This is a genomic window from Vibrio sp. C8, from assembly GCF_054051265.1.
On sequence record NZ_JBPAOE010000022.1, the window covers coordinates 206,423 to 231,743 of the forward strand.

Genomic DNA, 25,321 nt, shown 5'->3' on the forward strand with positions numbered 1-25,321 from the left:
ACTCATAACGGCTGTTTAAACACTACCAGTCTACCGCTTTCCAACCATTAGGAGGCGTAAGCCCCCAACGCTTAAATTCGTCTGCGCTGTAAATTTCCATCCCTTGATGACCGGCTTGAATTGGGAAAGTGCTGGCGTCTAATCCCTTCTCTAAGATTTCTCGCGCAATATTACCCGCTTGTATCCCTTGAGACCGCCCATCTAATATCACGCCACCAGCCGCTTTTCCTTTTCCGATGGAAAAATCCCAGAAACCGAATAAAGGTACTTCGCTGTTTTGGGATGTCCAATCTAACAGTGTTTCTGACGGCACACTCTCGCCATTACTATCAACAAGAGTTTGGAATAGTCCAACCACAATAGCACTCACATCATTGCGTTTAGCGTTCAACACAGCTTCACGCCACTCGCTTTCTGTCGAAAAAGTTTGTACCTGCGTATCAATGCTCAAATTTTGCTTAATCAGCGCCATTTGATTCTCTATGGTTCGTACGGCAATTTTTGAAGTATTACCTGAATCAAACATCACCAGCACCTTCGGGTTCGTCTTAGGACTGTCTAATACTTCACCAACACCGGCCATAGTTTTGGTATAAAAAGGACGCTCCAGAATGCCCGTGACTCCGGCTTTCCCCGAATACTTGGTCAGCAGTTCTCTGGGATTGGAGTTGATGCCCAGAAACACAACGGGAATGGGTTCTTGATATAACTTTGGCAACATATAACTCAATGCATTGTCATCACCGATAACCACTAAATCAGGCTTTAATTCTAAATATGTTTGATGAGCCAACTCCGCTCTCTGCTCATATTCCCGGCTTGGAATACGTTTGGTATCCATTTCAAAAAAAGTCAGTTGATAGTCAGAAGCTAAGCTTTCAGTCAGCCCTTGCCTATAACCCGCATCCCAACCAAATCCAGCATGATAGCTTTCTATCACAAGAATGTTGGCAGCCATTACAGGTGAAGATAACAAGCAGATAATTAGTGCAATTCGAAACATAGTTAACGCCTTAATATCTTATTATTTTTTAAGTTTAGACGAACTTCGCCAATTACCAGAATCATACCTTCTATACTGGAATCATCCTTTAGTTAAAAACTTAAAATACAACGACTACAACTTTAGGTAGATCGGACTTCAAGTAGAAAGGGAATGCTTAATGAATAAGAGTCGGCAGTTCATCGAAAGTGACACCAACCCGTTTTATAGCCGTATTGGCCGAAGAATTATCATTATTTTAGTGTTACTCAGCAGCGCCGTAACACTGGTTGCGACTTTGGCGCAAACCTACTTTGACTACAAAAGCGAATTCAATGATGTTGACCAGCGACATCATGAGATTGAAATTATCCATTCAGAACTACTTTCAGCTTCCTTATGGGATTACGATTTGGTGCTGCTACAACAACGCCTGGATAGCCTAGTTGAGCTGCCTAAATTGAATTACCTGAGGATAGACTCAGGAAAATACAAATTTGAAGCGGGAACACCCGTTGTCGGTAGTGTAGTATCCAACACCTACCCTTTGTATCACATCAATCCAGATAGCAGCCAAATGGAGGAGCTTGGCACCATTCACATCGAGTCAAGCGCACAAGAAATTTACAACGACCTCATTAAGCAGTTCATCATCACGCTGTTGGTAAATGCGGCTAAAACCTTGTTTGTCTGTGCTGTAATACTCATGGTCTTCCATGAAAGCATCAACCGCCGAATTTTTTCTGTTGCTCAATATTTGCGTAAATATAACCCTCGTCATCCAGCAGAAAAGCTCTCACTGGAACACAAAAAATGGATCATGGAAAAAGATGATGAGCTGGATTGGCTAGCCGAAGAGACCAACGTCATCACCAGTAATGTCACAACGCTCTATCGCAATATTAAGTTCGAGCAAGAACGCTTTGCTGATTTTACCCAAGTGTCTTCAGACTGGTTGTGGGAAACCAATATGGAAGGGTATCTGACTTACATCTCTGAACCTATGCGTGAGATGCTCGAAATTGATGAGTTTACCCGCCCGACTTTCGCTCAGATCCCTTGGTTTGTTGATGTCACAGAGCTGCTTCGCGTTTTAGAAACTAAACGCGATTTTTCCAAGTGTGAACAACACCTAAAAATTGATGGTTATGACATCTACATGATGTTTCAGGGAATTGCCCGTTACGAAAATGACAAGTTTATCGGTTACCGCGGTACCACCATCAACATTACTCAACTCAAATCAACACAGTTAGAATTACAAACGCTCAACTTTAACTTAGAAAAAACTGTAGACGAGCGAACTAGCGACCTGAAACAAAGCATGGATCACCTTCAACGCACACAAGATCAATTGATCGAATCTGAAAAACTGGCGGCTTTGGGTGGTCTTGTCGCTGGCGTAGCACATGAGGTTAATACTCCGCTAGGGATTGCAGTGACTGCCACCTCTGTAATTCAGGAAGTAAAAAATGAATTAAATTCGGCATTTGCCTCGCAAACCCTTACCAGTACTCAGTTTAGTGAACTGATGCAACGTCTCGCAGACAGCAGTACCCTGTTAGAGAGTAACCTGAATCGAGCAGCCAAATTGGTTAGAGACTTCAAACAAACCGCCGTAGATCAGGTGTCTGAGCAGCGAAGTCAATTCCGTATTCATCAGGTTATTGAGGCTTTGATTGCCAGCCTGCATTCAGAAACGAGGAAAATACCCGTTGAACCTCAAATTCAAGGCAATGAACAGTTGATGATGACCAGCCTACCCGGCGTGATGACTCAGATTCTGACTAATTTGATTATGAATAGCCTGAACCACGCATTTAAAGACGTTTCGCAACCAAGCATTGTTATTCATTTCTACGAACAAGGCGACAACATCGTTTTGGAATATCGAGACAACGGCTGTGGTGTTACCCCTGAACTGCATCAGAAGATTTTCGAACCTTTCTTCACAACTAAACGGGGCGTGGGCGGCTCGGGACTGGGGTTAAACTTGGTCTTTAACCTGTTGAAGAAGAAGCTTAAAGGCGATCTTCATTTTGAATCTGACGTTGGGCAAGGCGTGCACTATACCTTTACCATGCCCAAAGTCCTGATTCAGGAATCGAAAGATTAATCCGGCCAGGTCGATCTTATTTCTACGAATGCATCCCAGTTATCGAGGAGAAGATCGACCAACTTAGGTTCAAAATGCTGGCCTCTTTGCGCCAGCAACTCGCGCTTAATCTCTTCATCTGGCCACGCTTCTTTGTAAACCCGCTTCGCGCCTAGCGCATCAAACACATCCGCCAACGCAGTTATGCGTCCACAAATCGGAATGTTTTCGCCTTTAAGCTTATTAGGATACCCTTCACCATTCCATTTCTCATGGTGCGTTGCGGCAATTTCCTTAGCCACAACCATCAATGGCCGTTTCGATTTACTCAGAATATCAACGCCATATTCAACATGCTTTTGCATCTCTGCCCATTCTTCAGCATTCAGTTTTCCTGGCTTATGCAAGATGCTATCAGGAATAGCCACTTTACCGACATCATGTAAAGGAGAAGCACTGCGAATAAGCGTGGCTTCTGACTCGGGCAAACCATACAAAAGTGCGAGTTTTTCACAGAACAGAGAGACCCTTTGTACATGTGCCCCTGTTTCTTTGCTGCGCGCCTCTACTGCGTTTGCCAAGTTATATACCAACTCTTTAGATGTCTCTTTAAGATCTTCCATAAGGTTAATTTTTTCGAAGGTTAACCCTATGTTGTACATATAAATTTGCAGCAGTTGTTTATCCAGATCTGACAACTCTTCATTCAGGTTCACATACAGAAGGTTATCGGCGCCCCGTTCATCGTGAAGATAACAAATATAAGCTTTACCAAAATCTTCAGACTGCTTGGTTTCAAGCACTTTTCGACAACGTTTAACGACATCATCGGGTAACACTTCAAATGCACAATCCTGATAGCAGTCAACATATTCACCTGTCGCCGCTAGCGTAAACGGGCGGGCTTCTTCCCCTTCGCTGCGAGGTTTGACAATACAGTAGAAAGCCGACGCATTAAGCTTCAGCAACGAGGTCATTTGACTCAGAACAGAAGATGCGTAGGTTTTAAGTGTTGTGGTGTTTTGTACCTTGGCTGATGCTTCAATTACGCGGCTAAGCCCTTGCTTTTGTTCTTCAATCAGACACAAGTCTCGATATGACCTGAGCATTGAGTAAAGCAGCGTACGTAACTTCTGCGTGGTCAGTTCGGTTTTCTCTTTGTAGTCATCAATCTCATATTCTTGAATGACTTTATCTTCCGGTGCCTGCCCAGCCTGCCCCGTTCTTAGTACCAGACGAGTCATTTTATTATTGAGATGTTCGCGGATATAACGAACTAATTCGAGGCCTGCGTGTTCACTTTCCATTACCACGTCGATCAAAGCTAAAGCCACATCGTCACGCTCTTCCATGACTTTACGAGCTTCGTCACCAGATAAGGCTGAAATCAATTCAAGTGGACGATCTTGAAATAAGAAACCGTTAAGAGCCAACTTGGTGACTTGATGCATTTCTTGGTCATCATCCACCAATAAAACTTTCCACGTTTTAACAACCAGTTGGGGTTCCTTTATCTCAGACACCGAACTGCCACGCATGTCAGCAAATAAATCCATTTACAGCCTCATTATAATTATTTCTAAATGCAGGTTTAGCGTAGCACATTCCATATAGTCGCAATGTTACCTATGGCACTTTTTTGCTGAACATTATTCAGCATCAGTCTCTACTTTTTACCGTACAACTGTAGAAATGCATGTGAATGCACAGCAAATATTTTACTGTCATCTAAAATAATAAATTCTGTCAGTTGAACCACTCCATTTGTAAGGGAATACAATGAAGAAACTGTTAAAACTCTTTCCTTTGTACTTAGTTGTCACCGTCATAGCTGGTGTCCCCATACTCATAGCGTTGACATTAGCTGTGTCAAATATTTTCGATTTAAATAAACGCGTAAGTATAGCTGAGCATGATCAAGAGACCGTCCAACTCATACTCTTATATGATAATCTCGCTCACAATTTGGCAGTCGAACGTGGATTAACCGCGGGTGTTTTAGGCTCAAAAGGACAAGGAGCCCAAGTTGAAGCGTTGAACAAGCAACGAATTCAATCCGACACACACGTTAAAGCCCTGCAAAGCTTCAATCCGACTTACATTGCAAAAGCCCTCACTGACAAAATTAAATCCGACATAAACACACAGCTTCAATCTTTAGCCGAAGTTAGAAAGCAGGTAGATGCGCTTCAACCTAAAACCTCACCTTTTGCTTATTATTCGAATCTTAACCAACTCGCCATTGATAATGCGCGAGTACTACTGGGAACGATTGATGATGCTAACGTATCCGAGCTGGGTAGCTCATTGATTTCAATGGTCATAATGAAAGAGCGTGCAGGACAAGTGCGCGGAGCGCTAAACGGAGCGTTTGCCAGCCAAAAATCGAATGCCGCTCAATATACCGCCATTAGTGACTATATCTCATCAGGTAAGTACGCCGAACGTTCAGCATTGCTGACGATGCCTTCTGAGTTTATTCAGCAACTAAACGATGCCAAGAACTCGCCTATTTGGAAAAATGTAGAACAAATTCAACAAAGCTATCTTAGTCAGGCCAATCAACTGGATAACTTACAAGGACCTAAACCAACGGAGTGGTTTGGTGCTGCAACAGCGCGAATTGGGTTGATAAATCAATTAAGAAACACCATCCAAGGCCAGATGATGGCGATATCAAATCAACAATCGACACAGGCCAAAACCAAAGAAACCATCATTATTTCACTAAGCATTATCATTGGATTTATTTTGGTATTCGGCCTCTACACTTCGGTACACACTCTAAGAGCCCGAGTAGGAAGCTTGACTAAGAAACTGGCGCTTATGTCTAGCAACAGAGACCTCAGTGTATCACTGGCATCAGACGGACAAGATGAAATTTCACATATATCTCAAAGTGTGAATGGTTTAACCACCAGCATCTGCAATCTCTTAACTGACGTTACCGGTGCCAACGATCATAGTGCTGAACGTTTGAAACTCATCATTCAGAGCTCTAAAGATCTTTCTCAAAGCAGTCAAGCCACCACCGCCAAATGTGACAACATTGCAGCGGCAATGACTGAGTTGTCTCAATCAAGTGTAGAAATTGCACAATCGTCCGAGCGTGCACTTGATGAAACCAATACGATGACTCAGAAAGTCGTCACTTGCCAAAACCAAAGTCAGTCTTCGTTTAAAGCGGTAGAGGCATTGGTTGAACAAATTGAACAAACTCAGATCTGTATGCAAAACCTCGAGAAAGACGCCATGAGCGTGAGTAAGATCGTCGACACCATCAGCGGCATTTCTGAGCAAACAAACCTGCTCGCGCTCAATGCCGCTATCGAAGCTGCACGAGCTGGTGAACACGGCAGAGGTTTTGCTGTTGTTTCTTCAGAAGTTCGGGATTTGGCGCAACGAAGTAAAGAGGCTACCGAACACATTAGTCAGTTATTGAGTAATATGTCGAGCAACACCAACACGGCAGTAAGCTTTATGGAAAAGAGCCGTCAGGCGACTCACTCGACTTTCGAATCCGTTTCAACCGTAAACACAAGTGTTGCTGAGCTGGAAAGCGTAATTGAGGAAGTGAACACTCACATTACGAGTATTGCCAATTCGACGGTTGAGCAATCGAAAGCAAGTGAAGCCGTTGACCGCGATGTCGATGTACTGGCTGAGATTGCACAAAACACGGGCGTACTTGCGACGCAATTAAACGACATAGTAAGCAGCTACCACAAAGAAGCAGACTCAGTGAAGCAGCAGCTCGCCGAGTTCAAACTGACATAGCGACATTTGGATTGAACAGTTTTTGCTTAATGGATATAAAAAAGAGTCATCCTAGGATGACTCTTTTTCGTAAACTTCAAATTAAAATGGCACTTCTATATGCATCATTAGGTCGACTTCGTAGTCTTCATGCCAACGATAATCCATTCGCATACGCGGTTCGCCTTTTTTCTTACTGCCGAAACCTAAGCTCAACAATAAACCATGGCTTTTTAACCACTCTTCCGTAGACATCTCGGCCTGCTCTTCTAAGAGCTTTGGAGGCATCCATACACCAACACCGATGTAACTGTGGGCAATCTTATGAGTAAACAACGGTTCATCTTCTCGCTCGAATCCCCACTGTCCCCAGTAATCACTAATGATTTCTTTATCGTTAAAGAAATCTAATTCAAAGAGTTTGTTAGACGCATACTCCAACCCGTTCATGAACGAGACACAAAGTACGCGACTGTCTGATAGCTCTATCGTTTCAAAAGGCTCGTGCGATGGATCTTTATACACAAAGGATTCGCATGCACTTGCCAAATTTGAAACCAATAGCAACAAAATACATGTAGCAAAAGATTTCATTAAACAGCTGCTCCGACCTCTTGGAGCGCTGATTTTCTAATAGACTTTTAAGCGCTTCAATAACCCTTCAACACTTGGGGTCGTTAAACCGCTAATTTCAGCGTTATCTGACAACCGACGTCTTATCTCAGTACTACGAACAGGTATTCTTTCCGGACAAACCATGATCGACCAGCGCTGCAAAATCTCGGAGGATTTGTAGAACTTGTCGAAGTTGAGCAAATTATCAGGACCAATCACAAATGTGATGTCAGCATGCGGAAAGATTTCTTCAACTTTTGTCAAAACTGCATAAGTCGTTACGCTGTTACCCGGCGTAAGCAACTCCTGTTCAATGTTACACAGCGTCACTTTGCTTGAACCAATATCCTTGATGAAGGCTTCTATCAGTTGGCAACGGATATCGTAGTCCAGCATTTCCTTGCCCCAGGCATGGGAAATACTTGGTACCAGTAAAATGCGGTCAAAGTGATCCAAAGAATCAATGACACTTTTGTGTCCCAAACTCGGTGGATTAAATGCACTGCCAAACACAGCAATTTTTTCCATCTTCACCTCTACTAAGAATGAAATCTCTATTCTCGGTTTTCTAATTGCATGATTGAGGTATGATACTACGAAAGTTTGTTAATGCTTGCAGGAAAAGGAAACCCAATGGAACAAATGATTCGAGATGAGATGCGAGTACTTCCTAGCATCGATCCAGAGTTCGAAATCGAACGTCGTGTCGCTTTTCTAAAACGTAAACTACTAGAGTCTGGCTGCAAATCTCTGGTACTTGGTATCAGTGGTGGTATCGACTCTACAACTTGCGGACGTTTGGCTCAGCTTGCTGTTGAAGCGCTGAATAAAGAAAGCAACTCGAATGATTACCAGTTTATCGCTGTGCGTTTGCCATACGGCGTTCAAAAAGACGAAGACGAAGCACAACTGGCTTTATCTTTTATCAAACCAACGCACTCTGTTTCAGTGAACATTAAAGCTGGCGTAGACGGCTTGCATGCAGCTTCTCATGAAGCTTTAGCACACACAGGTCTGCTTCCGGCTAATGCAGAGAAGCTTGATTTTGTAAAAGGTAACGTAAAAGCACGTGCTCGCATGGTGGCTCAATATGAAATCGCAGGCTACGTCGGCGGCTTAGTATTAGGTACTGACCATTCAGCAGAAAACATCACTGGTTTCTACACCAAGTTTGGTGACGGTGCATGCGACATGGCACCACTTTTCGGCTTAAGTAAGCGTCAAGTTCGTCAAGTAGCAGCGGCTCTTGGTGCGCCTGATTTATTGGTTCACAAAACACCTACCGCGGATTTGGAAGAACTTGCGCCACAAAAAGCGGATGAAGATGCACTAAATCTGACTTACGACCAAATCGATGATTTCTTGGAAGGTAAACCCGTTTCTAAAGAAGCTTCTGACCGTTTGGTAGCCATCTATAAAGCGACGCAACATAAGCGTCAGCCTATCCCAACGATTTACGACTGACAACTTGCTCAATAATTATGCAAAAAGCCAAGCAAATCGCTTGGCTTTTTTACATCCCCTAAGAGATTACAATACATTCCAATAACACTTCATTTATCTATTCATCACTTCTATGGCTAATAATGTGCTCCACATCAGATTCATATAATTCAAATACTTGAGCACACTTTTCTGTGAACAGCACTCCATACTTTGATTACATTTGGTTACACAATGTAGTCATTCAAAAGTCAATTTTAGAGAGCGCCGATATGTTATATGTCGAATTTATGTTCCTGTTGCTGATGTTATACATCGGTTCACGTTATGGCGGTATAGGATTAGGGGTTGTATCCGGTATTGGTCTGGTTATTGAAGTCTTCGTCTTCAAAATGCCACCGACTTCGCCACCTATCACCGTTATGCTTATCATTTTGGCTGTGGTCACCTGTGCGTCGATTCTTGAAGCGGCAGGCGGTCTCAAATACATGCTTCAAGTGGCCGAACGTCTACTGCGTAAAAACCCTAAACGTGTCACCTTGATTGCCCCGTTTGTGACTTACACTATGACCTTCATGTTAGGTACTGGTCATGCGGTGTATTCCATCATGCCAATTATCGGTGATGTAGCACTAAAAAATGGTATTCGTCCAGAACGTCCAATGGCGGCAGCGTCTGTCGCTTCTCAAATTGCGATTACGGCATCGCCAATTTCTGCGGCAGTAGTGTATTACCTTGCACAGCTTTCGGACATTAACCACAGCATCACTCTCGTTTCAATTCTGATGGTAACTGTGCCTGCGACATTATTCGGTACGCTTCTGATGTCTCTTTACAGCCTAAAACGCGGTAAAGAACTTGAAAACGACCCTGACTACCAAGAACGCTTGGCAGATCCGGTATGGCGCGACAAAATTCTTAATACCACCGCAACTTCACTAGATGAAACGCTACCAACAGCAGCTCGTAACTCTGTATTACTGTTTATCCTTTCACTATTAGTAATTGTGTTGATTGCAATGGTTCCAGAAATCAGAACCATTGGCGAAGGTGCGAAACCAATCAGCATGGCGGTTGTAATTCAAATGATGATGCTCTGCTTCGGCGGTGTCATTTTACTGGCAACCAAAACTGACCCTCGTGGCGTGCCTAATGGCGTGGTGTTTAAATCCGGTATGGTTGCGGCGATTGCGATCTTCGGTATCGCATGGATGTCTGATACTTATTTCCAATACGCAATGCCTCAGTTTAAGTCCGGTATTGTGGAGATGGTAACCAACTATCCATGGACATTTGCGCTAGCGCTATTCATCGTATCAGTAGTGGTGAACTCTCAGGCAGCGGTAGCACGTATGATGCTGCCTGTAGGTCTAGGTCTGGGATTAGAGCCTGCGCTACTAATTGGTTTGATGCCAGCCTTGTACGGTTACTTCTTTATTCCTAACTATCCATCAGACATCGCAACGGTGAACTTCGATAGTACTGGTACAACGAAAATCGGTAAGTGGTATTTCAACCACTCATTCATGTCAGTTGGTTTAATAGGTGTTATCAGTGCAAGCTGTTTGGGCTATGTACTAGGCAAAATGATTATCGGTTAAACGATATAAAATGCGTAAGTTAAGGCATGGGTTCATACCCATGCCTTTTTTATTTATCACTTTCCTACAACGAAAGAGTTAGCTTATTTTCATTTGAATAACTGCTTTGTATTTGTCTCATTTTTAACACACATTTATGTCTAGTAAGGCGTTAACTCACAGGCTTGGATCACATATAGTGATAACTCCATCAGTACCCAATTCCAGTAGTAACCAATATTCGCCATGGACAATACCGCTCTTAGTGAAGCTTCGATAAGCCCTTCTCAAAAACATTTATTAGACCGGTTAAGTGTCATTACACCTGTGCTTATTATTTTCGCGATCGTTTTTACTTTGTCTGCGATCAAAAACATCTATGACACCAGCGCGCATGCGATGTCGTTAGGCTCTAACGCGATTGCCACTTTAGAAAACTACATAGATGACACCACCGGCGAACTGGCTGAACTTAATCACCAAGTCAATAAAACTTGTAACGCCGAGGATGTTCAGCGATTACGTCAGTACGTATTTCAGTCTCCCAAGGCAAAAGAAGTGTCTTTATTTGATGTAAAAGGTCAGGTGTATTGCTCGAGTAATGAAGGAAAAACTCGCTTTGACGTTGGGAAAGCAGCGCTAAAGCAGATCAACCAAACACCAACCCTAACAACCATCGCACTGTCTGAATCTCGCAGCCATGATAAGGCGATTTTTATTTACTCTGCGAATGAAGATCTAAGCGGAATCAACGCGTTATTACCACCAAACCTTTTTCTGGAACTCATTACGCCTAAATTTGAACAGCAGTATTACGACTATCAGGTCAACATCCTGCAACATTCGCTTGAGCACAAAACCGGCACGGAGAATCAAGCATACCGTTCCTACCACTTTAAATCTGAACGTTACCCTATCTCCCTGACACTCCATCTCACGCCACACTCTTATTTCACGCATTACGGGCAACACATATGGCAAGTCATATTACTGGCAAGCGTTATTGTGGTTTTGTATCAGGCTATTCGTAACTATAAACTGACTCGAAACAGCCTCGCCTTTTCGCTCAAAGAGGCGATTAACAACCACGAGTTAGAGCTAAATTTTCAACCCATCGTCGATATCCACGAACCTAAAATTGTCGGTAGCGAAGCGTTAATTCGTTGGAACAATCCCGATCATGGCGCTATTTCACCAACCATTTTTATACCGCTTGCAGAACGAATTCAGGTCATCGAGCAGATCACCCATCAGGTGTTCAAACTTGTCACTGAATTCGTCAACTTGAACCCTCTTCTGGTTCAGAACCAATACATCAGTATCAATGTCAGTCGTACACTGATCATCAAAGCCAAATTTGTTGAATATCTTGAAAAATACGCGAAGAGAAACCCTGATATTCTTCCTTTGTTACTACTCGAAATCACCGAGGATAACGATTTTTCACCGGAAGAATTAGAGGTCGTGAGACAGAATCTAGGTTATCTCAAACAGCTTGGATTCAAGATCGCCATGGACGATTTTGGCACTGGTTACTCCGGCTTAAACTTCATTCATCAACACGCCTTCGATATCATCAAAATCGATCAGGTGTTCATCAAGAGCCTTTCTCAAAACTCAGCCATCGATTCCGTCATTACGTCGATGATCAAGCTGGCAAAGCAACTCCAAATGCGAGTTATCGCGGAAGGAGTGGAAACTCATGAACAAGTCGAGCACCTACGAGGACTAGGGGTACGTTATATCCAAGGCTTCTATTATTCCAAGCCACTCCCCGCTGAAGATTACGTGCTGAAGCTGACAGCGCAAATGGACAGCTACTGACATAATTCCTCCCGCTTCCCCGATATTTGGCGGTCTATTGATATTTTTCGCGACTTGTCGTGGAAGAAAATGTCAACTCGCTCGGTCTATATCAACTCACCACACATTTAGGTGCGACAAATTTCTGTTGGCACCTATAATTGTTTACACGGATAACATTTAATACTCTGAAATTATTATAGATTTCAAAGTCAATCAGCTTTCGGGATAACAACTCAAAGGATAGAAGTCGCCGCGAAAGTTGCGGAAACTTGTCTGAATAAACATGGATCATTTATGAAAAAGCTACTCACTACTTTAGGTATTTTCGCATCTCTCTTTACCGCATCTGCACTCGCAGAAGACTGGAAAACAGTAGAGCAAGAAGCGAATGGCGAAACGGTTTACTTCCATGCCTGGGGCGGAAGCCAAGAGATCAACCGTTACATTCAATGGTCAGCTAATGAACTCAAAGCCCGCTACAACGTCACGCTTAAACACGTAAAAGTGACCGACATTTCAGAAACAACGACTCGCCTGCTGGCGGAAAAAGCCGCCAACAAAAACACGGGTGGCAGTGTCGATATGGTTTGGATCAACGGCGAAAACTTCAAATCGATGAAAGATGGCGGATTACTGTATGGTCCATTCGTGCAAAATTTACCGAGCTGGCAGTATGTCGATAAGTCACTTCCTGTCGATAAAGATTTTTCGGTACCGACTGAAGGACTAGAAGCGCCTTGGGGTGTGGGCCAACTGGTCTATATTTACGATAAAGCTAAGCTCAACAATCCTCCAAAATCTTTTCAGGAGATGCTGAGCTATGCGAAAGCGTTCCCAAATCGTTTGAGCTACCCTCGCCCACCTGAATTTCACGGTACCAGCTTTTTAAAATCACTCTTAATTGAACTGACTAATAACGATCCTTCTTTGATGAAACCCGTTGATGAAGCCAGCTTTGCTATGGTGACTCAGCCTTTATGGAACTATTTGGATGAATTTCATCCGGTAGCATGGCGTGGGGGTCAACAATTCCCATCTGGCAGCAGCGAAATGCTTCAACTGCTGGATGACGGACAGATTGACCTAGCGATAACTTTCAACCCAAATGCCGTCTATTCGGCTCAAGCCAGCGGCAAATTAGCTGAAAGCACCAATGTGTATGCCTTAGATTCAGGTGCACTTTCTAATATTCACTTCCTAGCGATTCCTTGGAACGCGAATGCAAGTGCTGGCGCAAAGGTGGTAATTAACTTTCTGTTAAGCCCTGAAGCGCAGTCTCGTAAAGGAGAATTAACCATATGGGGCGATCCATCTGTATTAAGTAGCCAATACTTAACAGGTAGTGCAAAAAATACTAAGCAGTTCAAATCGATCGCCGAGCCTCACCCAAGCTGGCAAGTGGCACTTGAGAAAGAGTGGCTTAAACGTTACGGAAACTAAGACTCACACATGTTACGCGTTTTATATTTAGTCATTATCGCTGTCTGTGTCTTACCGACCATTCCGGGGTTACTCGGCGTGGTCGTGTCGGCGTTTGGCTATATTCCAGCGATTGGGTTGTCTGCCTTTTCTTTCGCTGGCTTCGCTGAGGTGTTTGACTGGCATGGCGTCTGGCTATCGTTGGGGTTAACTCTTGGCTCGGCCGTGGTGAGTAGTTACTTAGCCTGCCTGATAACCTTTGCCATTCTCCAATCGTGCTGGAATACGAAACTTTGGCGCAAAATTGAAGTTTCACTCTCACCTCTATTGGCAATCCCCCATGTGGCATTTGCCATTGGTTTTGCTTTCCTTTTTGCTCCCACAGGCATGGGAGCTCGCGTTGTGTATGAGACGTTCGGTTACGACCTCAATAATACGGATGTCGATAGCTTAGCTCTGCTGGTCAAAGACCCATATGCGTTGGGCTTAACCTTAATGCTGACATTGAAAGAAGTGCCTTTTTTGCTGCTGATGAGCATTCCTATTCTTCAACAGTTAAAAGTCGATCAAATCGAAAAAATCAGCCATTCGCTCGGTTACAGTTCAACTCAATGTTGGTGGAAAGCAATACTTCCTCAATGGCTAGCAAAGCTTCGCTTCCCAATGTTTGCGGTTATCGCCTATAGCGTATCCGTGGTGGATGTCGCGTTGATTATCGGCCCAACCAACCCGCCAACCTTCTCCGTATTAGTATGGCAATGGTTTAGCGACCCTGATCTGTCCTTACTTCCTCGAGCCGCCGCTGGCGCGGTGATTTTGTTCCTTGTTGCCAGTTTGCTGCTTGGATTTACACGCTTGGTGGAATGGGTTGCAACCAAAGGATATAAACATTGGCAATTTTCAGGCAGAACAGGATTACCTTTACCCGGCAAAGCGCTGTTTTATGTCACCACAACACTAGCGATTGTGATTATTCCATTGATGATCATCTGGAGCTTCGCACAACGCTGGCGTTTTCCTGATCTCCTGCCAAGCCAGTACACGGCTCGTTTCTGGCAATATGAATCACAAGGTATTGCGGAGACATTAACTCAAAGCATTATCATCGCAATCGTAAGCGCCACCATTGCGCTTATTCTTGCGCTCATCGCCCATGAGTACCGTTTGCGTTATCGAATTCAGCTACCCAGCTACATCATCGCCATTCCGATGTTGATTCCTCAGTTATCTATTTTGTTTGGCATTCAAATCGCCACGCTGTACATCAATAGCGAGCTATATCTGTTTTGGGTATGCTGGGCGCATATTTTCTTTGCTTTTCCCTATGTTTATTTATCGCTTGATGGGCCTTGGCGCAGCTTTGATAATGGCTTAACGCGAATTGCACTGAGCCTAGGGAAAACACCCGTTCAGGCTTGGCTTGGCGTTAAACTGCCACTTCTGTTGCCTGCAGTAACCTTCGCTTGGGCTGTTGGTGTAAGTGTTAGCTTGGCTCAGTATCTACCGACTTTAATCCTCGGAGCTGGGCGAATCAGCACGGTAACCACAGAAGCGGTTGCGCTTTCTAGTGGGCTTGACCGCCGTGTTTCAGCTATCTATGCCATTTGCCAAGCTTTGCTACCGTTACTGTTTTTCTCATTTTCCATTTTACTTAGCCGCACACACGGCAAGTATCGTAGGTTGTCTATTAAAGGTTTACTGACCAATGAGTCTTTGTCTCGAAAACCTCGCCATCCGTAAAAAAGATGGTGAAGCATTGTTTACTGCATTTAACCTGACCGTTGAGAAAGGTGAAATTGTTACCCTTATGGGGCCAAGCGGATGCGGTAAATCCACTCTGCTTGACGCTATTGCTGGTCACTTATCGCAAGACTTTCAATACACAGGCAGCATGAAGCTTGATGGTACACAGTTGGATGGACAGCCTGCACATAAGCGTCAGGTTGGCATCTTGTTTCAAGACGACCTGCTTTTTCCTCACTTAACCGTATGGGAAAACTTAGCCTTTGCTCTGCCTGATTCCATCAAAGGAACTCAACGAAAAGAACAAGCGATAACAGCATTAAAAGAGATCTCTCTGACATCACTGGCGGACTCTTTTCCAGACCAAATATCCGGTGGCCAGCGTGCACGGATAGCGCTCACACGCATGTTGCTAGCCAAACCAAAAGTTGCTCTGCTTGATGAACCCTACAGCAAACTGGATAAAGATCTGCGCCAGCAATTTAGAACGCAGGTAGAAGACCAACTCAAGGAAGCGAACATTCCAGCTCTCATGGTAACTCATGATGAAGAAGATGTTCCGCAAGGCAGTCGCTGCATCACATGGCCTTGGGAGGGCAGTTATGCTGGATAGATTCAGTCTCAAAGCCATTCGCTGGCCATTAGCGCAAAGCGCAAAACTGTTAGACAGCATAGGGATTACGGCTAACCAAACGACTCTGTTTGGTTTTGCTCTTGGCTTACTTGCTCTACCTGCACTGGCGTTAGAGCAATATTACTTAGCACTGGTGCTTATCTGTTTAAATCGCCTATGTGACGGGCTAGACGGCGCATTAGCGCGTATTCAGGGAATTAGCGATGCAGGCGGTTTTCTCGACATCTGCTTGGACTTTCTGTTCTACTCTCTGATTCCGTTTGGTTTTGTACTTGCTAACCCAGAACAAAATGCCATTGCTGGTGCATTTTTGATCTTCTCTTTTGTAGGAACTGGTTCTAGCTTCCTAGCGTTTGCCATCATGGCAAGTAAACAGGGAATCGACAATCCGGTATATAAGAACAAATCGCTTTACTATATGAGCGGGCTAACCGAAGGCACAGAAACCATCTTCTGCTTTATCGCTTTTTGCCTACTCCCTCAACATTTCGCCATCATCGCCTACGCCTTTGGTGCAGCATGCTGGTTTACTACGTTTACCCGAATTTATTCAGGGTTTCATACGCTGTTAAATAAGTCGTGAACTGAGTAGCGGTCTAGAAAAGTGGAAGCAAAAAAAACCCTAGCGTCCAAATTGGCCTAGGGTTAGATAAAGACATCTAAACTCAACACAAACTGTTTAAGATTTAAATCCCGCCATTGTCATCAGGAAGCGGAACCCCATAGAAACAATACCAAGTGCAATAACACTCGCTGCCCAGATACCGATCATCCAGACCCATTGTTCTATTCCTCGTTTAATATTCATTAGTTGCCCTCAAATATTCACTTAGTGGTACGCTTCACCTTCTTTTACCTTTCCTGAAAATACGTAGTAGCTCCAGAATGTGTAGGCAAGAATCACAGGCAAAATCAACACGGCACCAAACAACATAAAGCTTTGGCTGATTTCAGGAGATGCCGCATCCCAAATAGAAATGCTAGGAGGAACAATATTTGGCCAGATACTGATCCCAAGCCCTGCAAACCCAAGAATCACGATGATTAACGCCATAATAAACGGGCTGCGCTCTCTGCGTTTTTTCAACGAATTAGTAATTTTCAAACATGCCAGAGCGGTAATCACAGGTACAGGAAGTAAGTAGTACAAGTTAGGAATCGAAAACCAACGTTCAGCTACAAATGGGAATGCAAGTGGCGTCCATGCGCTAATAATGATCAGCGCAGCGACCATGATAAGCAGTGTCTTATTGGCAAAGCGAAACATGCTTTGTTGAAGCTCACCCTCGGTTTTCATAATCAACCAAGTACTACCCAACAAGGCGTATGTCGCGATGAGCGCGAAGCCACAAAACAGTGGAAACGGTGCTATCCAATCCAATTGTCCGCCAACAAACGTTCGGTTTTCGACGTTAAAACCTTGAATGACGGCACCCACAACAATCCCTTGGAAAAACGTGGTAAAGATAGAGCCGAGCATAAATGAACGGTCCCAAAACTTAAGATGGTTCTCCAAAGCTTTAAAACGAAACTCAAATGCAACGCCACGGAAGATCAAAGCAACGAGCATGAGTGTCAGTGGAACGGTTAACGCTTCGATGATCACCGAGTAAGCCAATGGAAATGCGCCAAAAAGCGCAGCGCCACCAAGTACTATCCACGTTTCGTTACCATCCCACACAGGCGCAACGGTATTGACCATCACATCTTTATGTTTTTCATTTTTGATGAACGGCATCAAGATACCAATACCTAAGTCAAAGCCATCCATCACAATGTACATCAGCGTGGCAAACACGATGATCGCGAACCAAATCACGGATAAGTCAAAATGCATATCTATTACCTTCGTTGTAAACTTGTGACGTTAAATACGGCCAGAAATAGTGTTCATTTCATGCGCTTCATGATCGACCGCATCAGGGCCTTGCTTGATTTGTCTGATCATGTAGTAGTAACCGAAACCAAACACAGAGCTGTACACGACAAAGAAACAAATTAAGCTGATACTCATTTGCAGATCTCCATGTGCAGAGACGGCATCACGAGTTCGCTGTAATCCGTATACCACCCAAGGCTGGCGCCCCACTTCTGTGGTAAACCATCCGGCCAGAATGGCAATAAGTCCGCTAGGTCCCATTAATAGTGAAAATTTAAGGTACCAACTTTGGGTATACAGTGAATTTTTACGACGTAGCCATAGCCCATAGAAACCCTGAAGAATCATAAGCATGCCAAGGGCTACCATAATTCTGAACGACCAAAAAACCACCAGAGAATTTGGGCGTTCATCTTTTGGGAAATCTTTCAGTGCCGGAATCGGCTCTGTCAGGCTATGACGAAGAATCAAGCTGCCTAACACAGGAATCTCTAACGCGTAATCAGTTCTCTCTTCTTCCATATTTGGCATGCCAAACAGAATTAATGGTGTCGGTTCGCCATCTTCGTTTGACCAATGCCCTTCAATCGCTGCGATTTTAGCGGGTTGATACTCTAAGGTATTTAAACCGTGCGCATCGCCGACAACCGCTTGAATAGGCGCAACAATCAACAGCATCCACAGCGCCATGGAAAACATTTTTTTCACTGCAGAGCTACGATTACCTTTCAGCAAGTGCCATGCTGCTGATGAACCAACGAACAAAGCCGTGCTCAGAAATGCTGCGATTCCCATATGAACAAGGCGGTAAGGGAATGAAGGGTTGAATACAACCGCAAACCAGTCAACAGGAACAATGCGCCCGTCCACGATTTCATAGCCCTGAGGGGTTTGCATCCAGCTGTTTGAAGCAAGGATCCAGAACGTTGAGATGATCGTCCCCAACGCCACCATGGATGTGGCAAAGAAATGCAGTTTTTCTCCAACACGGTTCCAACCAAAAAGCATCACGCCAAGGAAACCCGCCTCAAGGAAGAAAGCGGTTAAAACTTCATAAGTGAGTAATGGTCCGGTGATGCTTCCAGCGAAGTCAGAAAAACCACTCCAGTTAGTCCCAAACTGGTATGCCATTACCAAGCCTGACACAACACCCATACCAAAGTTCACTGCAAAAATTTTGGACCAAAAATGGTAAAGTGTTTTGTAATCAGGATTACGAGTTTTGAGCCATAATCCTTCTAGCACAGCGAGATAGGTCGCTAAGCCGATAGTGATAGCGGGGAAAATAATGTGGAAGGAGACAGTAAAGGCAAACTGTATCCTTGCCAGCATAAATGCGTCGAGACCAAACATAAACTTCCTTTGAGCTTAATGAGTATTTATGGAAGTGATAATAAAGGCTCGAACCACAAGGCAGTAGATACAAAAAACAACGACTATTGTATAACAGTTTTATTTTATAAGTGTTATTGTTTAGCTGTTGTTAATCGTTCAATCGGGGGCTAATTTGGCTAAGTATCAGAATTTAGTAGATCAACTCAAACGACAGATTCAGTCTGGGATCTGGAACCCCGGCGATAAACTGCCTTCATTAAGAAAACAGTCTGAACACTCAGGAATGAGTTTAATGACAGTTTTACACGCATACCAACTTTTGGAGTCGCAAGGCTGGATTACCTCTCAAGCTCGATCTGGGTATAAAGTCGCTCCTCGTTTTAAAGAACCGCAGCAGGTTCAGGTGGCAGTAGCCAGAACTGAAAATGTCGATGTAAATGAATTTATATTTGAGATTCTTCAGGCCGGAAAAAACCCCTTAATGGTCAATTTTGGTTTTGCTTACCCCAGCCCTGATTTATATCCACGCTATCACATCAACCGTGCTCTATCTGCGGCAGCTCGTAACATGCCAATCTCCAATGCATTCAACAACCTTCCTCCTGGTAATGAAGAATTACGCTCTATCATTGCCAAGCGTTACACCACGAGGGGAATTGAAATATCACCGGATGAAATCGTCATTACGGCTGGCGCATTGGAAGCCTTAAACTTAAGCCTACAGGCCTGTACCAAACCGGGCGATTGCGTAGTGGTAGAGTCGCCGACATTTTATGGCGCCTTGCAATCATTACAACGTCTTGGCCTAAAAGCGCTTTCAGTGCGCACAGACCCAGTCACTGGCATCGATATTGATTCATTGGAACGCGCCCTTCAAACTCATGAAGTTAAAGCGTGCTGGCTGATGTCCAATCATCAGAATCCGCTCGGTTTTACATTGTCAGATGAAAAGAAAAAGCAAATTGTAGAGCTGTTGCAACGCTACAACGTGGCGTTAATTGAAGATGATGTGTATAGCGAATTGTATGAAGGAAGTGAACCCGTTAGCTCGATGAAAATGTATGACTCGTCAGGGAACATTATGCTGTGTTCTTCGTTTTCAAAGTCTCTGATAGCCGGTCTGCGTATTGGCTGGGTGGTTGCAGGAAAAAGATCTTTCAACATTCAGAAATTACAACTGATGAGTACCTTAGCAACCAGTGCCCCAATACAAATGGCTCTGGTCCATTATTTAACCAGTCGAAACTATGAATCTCATCTAAAGCAATTACGTAAAAAGCTACACGAACGTAAAAGCAAAATGGCGGATTTTCTCAGCTCTCTGCTACCTAACAATGTGAAAGTGTTAAACCAGAAAGGCGGATATTTTCTATGGTTAGAACTGCCCCAAAATATAGATGCCATGCTGATATACCAAGACATGTTAAAAGTGAATGTAAGCATAGCACCGGGTAAAATGTTCGATTTAACAGAGCAATACAATCACTGCATTCGAATAAATGCGTCGTTCGAACTTGATCATCAAAGAAAGGATGCATTGGAAAAGCTATCAAATAGTATCATTCATCATATGAACAGTTAGCTTGCAACCTCTTTATGTTCAAACTCTTTCGCAGAGCCATAAAATCATATGCCACTCGTCACATTATTAGCCCCAACACCGCATAGACAGGAAGTAAGTTGAGCGCACAAAAACGAATAAAAACCACAACAAGAACGGCTAATAGTTAGACACACTCAACATATATCTTTCACGCAGTTGTTATAGTGGAAAAATCATTAGAACAAATGATTATTTAGACTAAGCATTGGAAGGGATAAAACCTATGAGTCTGACGTTAAAAACAAAGGTCTTGGTATCGACACTGATTGCTATTGCCATTACGGCTATCGCTTTGGTTATCGTGAGTTATCAGTCCAGCAAAGAAGAAAGTTGGAAAAACATTTACAGTGAAAGCCATAACACACTAAAGGCATACAGCAGTGGCATTGGTGTTTGGTTTCATGACAAACAACTCGCTGTTGAAGGCATGAAAAAAGAAATTGAAACTAACCCAGAAATTGACCTGGTTCCTCATCTGCGACAATTAATGACTTCCGGTGGCTTTGGCCTGAGCTACTACGGCAACGAGCAAGGCGAAATGTCGAGACAAGATCCTTCGCTCAATAAAGCGGGTTACGATCCTCGAGTTAGAGGTTGGTACAAATTGGCTATGCAGGAGAAAAAACCTGTTACCACAGATCCATACGTCAGTGTCACGATGAAAGCCTTAGTTGTAACACTCGCCTCTCCTGTTACTGTGGATGGCAAAATTATTGGTGTCGTGGGTTCTAACTTAGCGCTAGACAAGCTAGCTGAGGATGTTTTATCTATTTCGGTTCCAGGAAATGGCTATGCTTTCTTAGTTAACTCTAAAGGTAATATTGTTGCTCACAACAACGCTGATCTAGTGTTAAAACCAATTTCGGATATTCATCCAGACCTGACATGGCAACAACTCAAGAGCTCTTCAGACAACCGCTCGCAATTCGAAATTAAATTAGACGACCGCGCAAAAGTCATCGCCAGCAAGGCAATCGAGAATACAGATTGGATGCTGGTTGTTGTTTTAGACAAGAAAACCTTAGAAGAACCCATTCTTGCTACCTTGTTCAATCAGCTAATGATTGCCGCAGGTATTCTTGTTGTTTTGGGTTTAGTGGCGTCTACAGTTGTGTCCAAACAGCTTCAAGGGCTGTCTCATATCACTTTAGCGCTAACTGACATCGCAGAAGGCAACGGAGACCTCACTCAAAGACTTGAAGTGAAGAGCAATGATGAAGTCGGAACATTGGCAGAGAAATTTAATCAGTTTGTCGGCAGCTTACATACCATCATGGTGAATGTTCGCGATATCACCTTATCCATCAACCAAAATGCTGATCTATCTGCGAAATCTGCATCAACTCGTAGTTCACGAGTCAGTATGCAGCAAGACGAAATCACTATGGTTGCAACGGCTGTGACAGAGATGGCAGCTGCAACCGCTGAAATCGCCAATAACGCAGAAAGTACGGCGAAAAACGCCAATGAGTCAGTCACTCTTGGGCAAGCGGGTTATGAGCAAATGCAAAAAAGCATTGATTCAATTAACCAGTTGGCGTCAGAGCTCAACAGCTCCACCAAAATCATTGGTGAACTAGAGAATCATACTCAAGAAATCTCAACCATTCTTTCCACTATCCGCTCGATTGCAGAACAAACTAACCTGCTTGCTCTTAATGCGGCGATAGAAGCTGCACGAGCTGGAGAACATGGACGAGGCTTTGCTGTGGTTGCCGATGAAGTACGTGTGTTGTCGCAAAGAACACATCAGTCAACAGAAGAGATCCAATCAAAAATTGAAGGATTACAGAAAGTGACTGGCGAAGCGGTATCAGCAATGACTCATAGCCACTCGTTAGTGACAACCAGCGTTGATGACGTTCAACATATGGGTGACCAGCTCCAGCAAATCAGCCAAGCAATAAGCATGATAAGCGATATGGCAACACAAATTGCATCTGCCGCAGAAGAGCAATCGCTCGTTACTTCTGAAATCAACACAAACACAGAGTCTGTTCGTGAACTCAGTAACGGCCTAGCACAAGACGCAGCAGAGGGTGAAAACGAAGCCCATACGCTACGTGATTTGGTTGTTCAGCTAGAAAAACAAATAGGACGCTTTAAGATCTAACCCCTAAAGCCAAAGCGCACAAAAGGATATTGGTTTCTTTTGTGCGCTTTGTTCATGATTAGAATCGTTCCAACAGCGAATGAAGTTGAGAGCCTCTTTACTCACAAGAGGATGTATTTTACTCAGTCAAACGTAATATCAGTTTTCCATCTTCAACAGAAACGTTAGATGTTCTAAAAGTCGAAGCATTTTGTTCAAAAGTCCAGTTCGCCGTTCCCCAGCGGTTTGTGTCTAGAAAATTGCTATCAAAATCATCACGCCACGACAACGCGAAGCTATGAGTCGATTGGTCATATTGATAATATTCAATCCAGTCGACTTCTTGCTGTAGTGGTAGGCTGTCTAAGTTAAATTCCCCTGCCCAAGCGACCGATTTAGAAACCCAAATATTCATTCGGTAGGTCTGTGGCGTATTAATGAGATCCCTTACCTGCTGAGAGTTAGCCGCGAGTTCCTGATGAATTTGAACGCCATCCACTAGCCAAGTCACCTCATTTGGCGTCCAAATTAAGGTGTATTCATGAAAGCTTTCTATATCATTAATTTTAAAGGTATTTTCAGATTGAATTTGCGAATCAGACGTTCCAGTAATAATGTTGGTTTGCAAAAGGTCTTTCGACTTTCCGATAGATTCAATATCGATTTCACGCCAAGGTATGCCACCAGCCCAAGAATCATTATCGTATAGAAAAAAAGAAGAAATGACTCCTAGTTTCGAAACCATTTTCATCCGAATAATAAACTTTCCGTACAGTACTTTATCACTGTCAAACCCATAGACTTCAGCACCGAATACAGAGCGCGCAGGTGTATTTACTGAGGCATCACTAATATTGTTTCCACCGTCACCACCATTACATGCAGTGATAATAAAAGATATACCGGCAGCCATGATAAACTTTAATATAAAATTCATAGATATTCCGAATAAAAATAGAAATATAAAGATTAAAAATCAATAAATACTAAATAGTAAGAACCAATTAAATATTGGCTCTTACTATACTTTTAAAGTTGAACATAATCCGAAGCACCAGATATATATCCTATAGATATTAACATTACATAAGCATTCACTAATGGTAATAAGGTGATACACTCCTTAGCTGCATGAGTTAGCATCAACAATTGGTGTAAATTCAGATTTTTCTTTGTAGGCAATATCGGTAATTTCAAAACTGTAAGCTTTGCTTGATTCCATAAAGAACGGTGTAACGACACTGTCTAATGAAAAATCGTTCATACCGGCGCCCGGCTTCATACATTTGATGGGGATCGAGATACCTTCCCAATCATTGGTATGGTTGACATACCCATTGAGGGAAAACACTTTACGGTTGGGCCAGCCATTATCAATAGCTACTGTTAGATCATCCGGAACCGCACTTTTAGAACGAATGTTAAACTCCAAGAAGCCGGATTCATAATTAGAAAAATCAGCAGCCTTATTGTCCGCCTGAAGCATCAGCGAACCCGATAATAAACCCAACACCTCAACATCTATCGTATCGTTGGTGCCATTATTATTAATTAAACCTGCATTAATATCCGATGAGAACACGTATGCATCGGTAACGACCGTACTGGCATAACCATCGGTTGCAGATAAAATCAAAGCCTTGTAGGCAGTATCCACAGCCTTAACGCCAAATAAGTTAAACACATTTTCGGTCGAATCCTCAGAAGACATCTTCTGCTCTTCACCACATCCGGCGAGTAAAAATGGAAGTATTGCTATGGCAATCAGTTTTTTATTTAGGTTACTCATCTTCACGCTCATATTGTTATCAAATGAAACAATGAGTAATCAATACTTTTGATAAGCATTGTAATTACTCGTTAATTTTTATTTATAAAATTTATTAATTAAAAATACGGTCGATGACTATTTATGGATTAATAAAAAACACTTCCACAATACAAACTCTTAACCATGAACAGGTAAAAGAACTTCCTTTTGTGAAAAATCATAGAGATATACTTGCATTACAAACAAAAGCTAGAAATGCAATTACTTAAACTAGCCAATCCATGCCTAATCAATAAATCCTAATATCAAAACATCGACATTACTTCGAATATTTAACCCATTAATTTTTCATATAAACTGAAAATACAGAAGTAGGTTTAATATTCCCTACCCGAAAGAAATCTCGTTGTCTCTATTCTTGATCTTTGTCTGACTAGTTGATAGAGACAAAACTCACACACGTCATCTGACACGTGCAACAAATCTGGACACGAAAAAGAACATTAACAATAACTCATTGTTATACATATAAATTAAATCTCACCACCCAAGAAAAACACCTTCTTAA

20 protein-coding genes are annotated in these 25,321 nt (G+C 43.1%); 11 read left to right on the forward strand and 9 right to left on the reverse strand.

What is annotated here, in order from left to right; translation table 11 throughout:
- Positions 1-22: 22 nt before the first annotated feature.
- Positions 23-1,003 carry an ABC transporter substrate-binding protein gene (locus tag ACRQQK_RS12320; protein WP_457511799.1) on the reverse strand — a complete coding sequence of 327 codons (981 nt, stop codon included), beginning with the start codon at positions 1,001-1,003 and terminating at the stop codon, positions 23-25.
- Positions 1,004-1,163: 160 nt separating this feature from the next.
- Between ACRQQK_RS12320 and ACRQQK_RS12325 the strand changes: the two genes are divergently transcribed.
- Positions 1,164-3,098, forward strand: a complete 1,935-nt coding sequence (locus ACRQQK_RS12325) for an ATP-binding protein (protein ID WP_457511801.1) — start codon at positions 1,164-1,166, stop codon at positions 3,096-3,098.
- Here ACRQQK_RS12325 and ACRQQK_RS12330 read toward each other — a convergent pair.
- On the reverse strand, positions 3,095-4,633 hold the full coding sequence (locus ACRQQK_RS12330) for a DUF3369 domain-containing protein (RefSeq protein ID WP_457511803.1): 1,539 nt from the start codon (positions 4,631-4,633) through the stop codon (positions 3,095-3,097). The genes ACRQQK_RS12325 and ACRQQK_RS12330 overlap by 4 nt on opposite strands.
- A 223-nt stretch (positions 4,634-4,856) precedes the next feature.
- On the opposite strand from ACRQQK_RS12330, the gene ACRQQK_RS12335 reads away from it, so the two are divergent.
- Positions 4,857-6,854, forward strand: a complete 1,998-nt coding sequence (locus ACRQQK_RS12335; protein ID WP_457511805.1) for a methyl-accepting chemotaxis protein — start codon at positions 4,857-4,859, stop codon at positions 6,852-6,854.
- Between the two features lie 81 nt (positions 6,855-6,935).
- On the opposite strand, the gene ACRQQK_RS12340 is transcribed toward ACRQQK_RS12335, so the two are convergent.
- Together ACRQQK_RS12340 and ACRQQK_RS12345 are read right to left on the reverse strand one after the other, a co-directional pair.
- Entirely contained in the window at positions 6,936-7,358 is a 423-nt protein-coding gene (locus ACRQQK_RS12340; protein WP_457511806.1) for a hypothetical protein, read from the reverse strand.
- A gap of 105 nt (positions 7,359-7,463) precedes the next feature.
- Positions 7,464-7,976: a nicotinate-nicotinamide nucleotide adenylyltransferase gene (locus ACRQQK_RS12345; protein WP_102962187.1), complete on the reverse strand. Its 513-nt coding sequence runs from the start codon at positions 7,974-7,976 to the stop codon at positions 7,464-7,466.
- A 105-nt stretch (positions 7,977-8,081) separates the two neighbouring features.
- Here ACRQQK_RS12345 and nadE point away from each other — a divergent pair, with 105 nt between their 5' ends.
- The 7 genes from nadE (at position 8,082) to ACRQQK_RS12380 (ending at position 16,656) form a co-directional block, all read left to right on the forward strand.
- Complete coding sequence (gene nadE / locus ACRQQK_RS12350) at positions 8,082-8,912, forward strand: ammonia-dependent NAD(+) synthetase (RefSeq protein WP_102939680.1); 831 nt, start codon at positions 8,082-8,084, stop codon at positions 8,910-8,912.
- Positions 8,913-9,163: 251 nt separating this feature from the next.
- Entirely contained in the window at positions 9,164-10,492 is a 1,329-nt protein-coding gene (locus tag ACRQQK_RS12355; protein ID WP_457511809.1) for an anaerobic C4-dicarboxylate transporter, read from the forward strand.
- Between the two features lie 225 nt (positions 10,493-10,717).
- Positions 10,718-12,295, forward strand: a complete 1,578-nt coding sequence (locus tag ACRQQK_RS12360) for an EAL domain-containing protein (protein WP_457511811.1) — start codon at positions 10,718-10,720, stop codon at positions 12,293-12,295.
- Positions 12,296-12,571: 276 nt separating this feature from the next.
- A complete protein-coding gene (locus tag ACRQQK_RS12365; protein WP_457511813.1) occupies positions 12,572-13,717 on the forward strand; it encodes an ABC transporter substrate-binding protein in 1,146 nt (381 codons plus the stop codon).
- A 9-nt stretch (positions 13,718-13,726) separates the two neighbouring features.
- Positions 13,727-15,436, forward strand: coding sequence for an ABC transporter permease (locus ACRQQK_RS12370; RefSeq protein ID WP_457511815.1), 1,710 nt, complete (start codon positions 13,727-13,729; stop codon positions 15,434-15,436).
- Complete coding sequence (locus tag ACRQQK_RS12375; RefSeq protein WP_457511817.1) at positions 15,402-16,052, forward strand: ATP-binding cassette domain-containing protein; 651 nt, start codon at positions 15,402-15,404, stop codon at positions 16,050-16,052. Before ACRQQK_RS12370 ends, ACRQQK_RS12375 begins: the two co-directional genes overlap by 35 nt.
- Positions 16,042-16,656, forward strand: coding sequence for a CDP-alcohol phosphatidyltransferase family protein (locus ACRQQK_RS12380; RefSeq protein WP_457511819.1), 615 nt, complete (start codon positions 16,042-16,044; stop codon positions 16,654-16,656). Before ACRQQK_RS12375 ends, ACRQQK_RS12380 begins: the two co-directional genes overlap by 11 nt.
- A 96-nt stretch (positions 16,657-16,752) precedes the next feature.
- On the opposite strand, the gene ACRQQK_RS12385 is transcribed toward ACRQQK_RS12380, so the two are convergent.
- Genes ACRQQK_RS12385 through ACRQQK_RS12395 form a run of 3 tightly spaced genes read right to left on the reverse strand, consistent with a single transcriptional unit; the run spans position 16,753 to position 19,305 of the window.
- Complete coding sequence (locus ACRQQK_RS12385) at positions 16,753-16,881, reverse strand: DUF2474 domain-containing protein (RefSeq protein WP_081878628.1); 129 nt, start codon at positions 16,879-16,881, stop codon at positions 16,753-16,755.
- Positions 16,882-16,902: 21 nt separating this feature from the next.
- Complete coding sequence (gene cydB / locus ACRQQK_RS12390; RefSeq protein WP_457511822.1) at positions 16,903-17,910, reverse strand: cytochrome d ubiquinol oxidase subunit II; 1,008 nt, start codon at positions 17,908-17,910, stop codon at positions 16,903-16,905.
- Positions 17,911-17,940: 30 nt separating this feature from the next.
- On the reverse strand, positions 17,941-19,305 hold the full coding sequence (locus ACRQQK_RS12395; RefSeq protein ID WP_457511824.1) for a cytochrome ubiquinol oxidase subunit I: 1,365 nt from the start codon (positions 19,303-19,305) through the stop codon (positions 17,941-17,943).
- A 154-nt stretch (positions 19,306-19,459) separates the two neighbouring features.
- On the opposite strand from ACRQQK_RS12395, the gene ACRQQK_RS12400 reads away from it, so the two are divergent.
- Together ACRQQK_RS12400 and ACRQQK_RS12405 are read left to right on the forward strand one after the other, a co-directional pair.
- Entirely contained in the window at positions 19,460-20,869 is a 1,410-nt protein-coding gene (locus ACRQQK_RS12400; RefSeq protein WP_457512366.1) for an aminotransferase-like domain-containing protein, read from the forward strand.
- Between the two features lie 244 nt (positions 20,870-21,113).
- Entirely contained in the window at positions 21,114-23,003 is a 1,890-nt protein-coding gene (locus ACRQQK_RS12405) for a methyl-accepting chemotaxis protein (RefSeq protein ID WP_457511826.1), read from the forward strand.
- A gap of 118 nt (positions 23,004-23,121) precedes the next feature.
- On the opposite strand, the gene ACRQQK_RS12410 is transcribed toward ACRQQK_RS12405, so the two are convergent.
- Positions 23,122-23,919: a family 16 glycosylhydrolase gene (locus ACRQQK_RS12410; RefSeq protein ID WP_457511828.1), complete on the reverse strand. Its 798-nt coding sequence runs from the start codon at positions 23,917-23,919 to the stop codon at positions 23,122-23,124.
- Positions 23,920-24,105: 186 nt separating this feature from the next.
- Positions 24,106-24,771, reverse strand: coding sequence for a putative glycoside hydrolase (locus tag ACRQQK_RS12415; RefSeq protein WP_457511830.1), 666 nt, complete (start codon positions 24,769-24,771; stop codon positions 24,106-24,108).
- Positions 24,772-25,321: the final 550 nt, after the last annotated feature.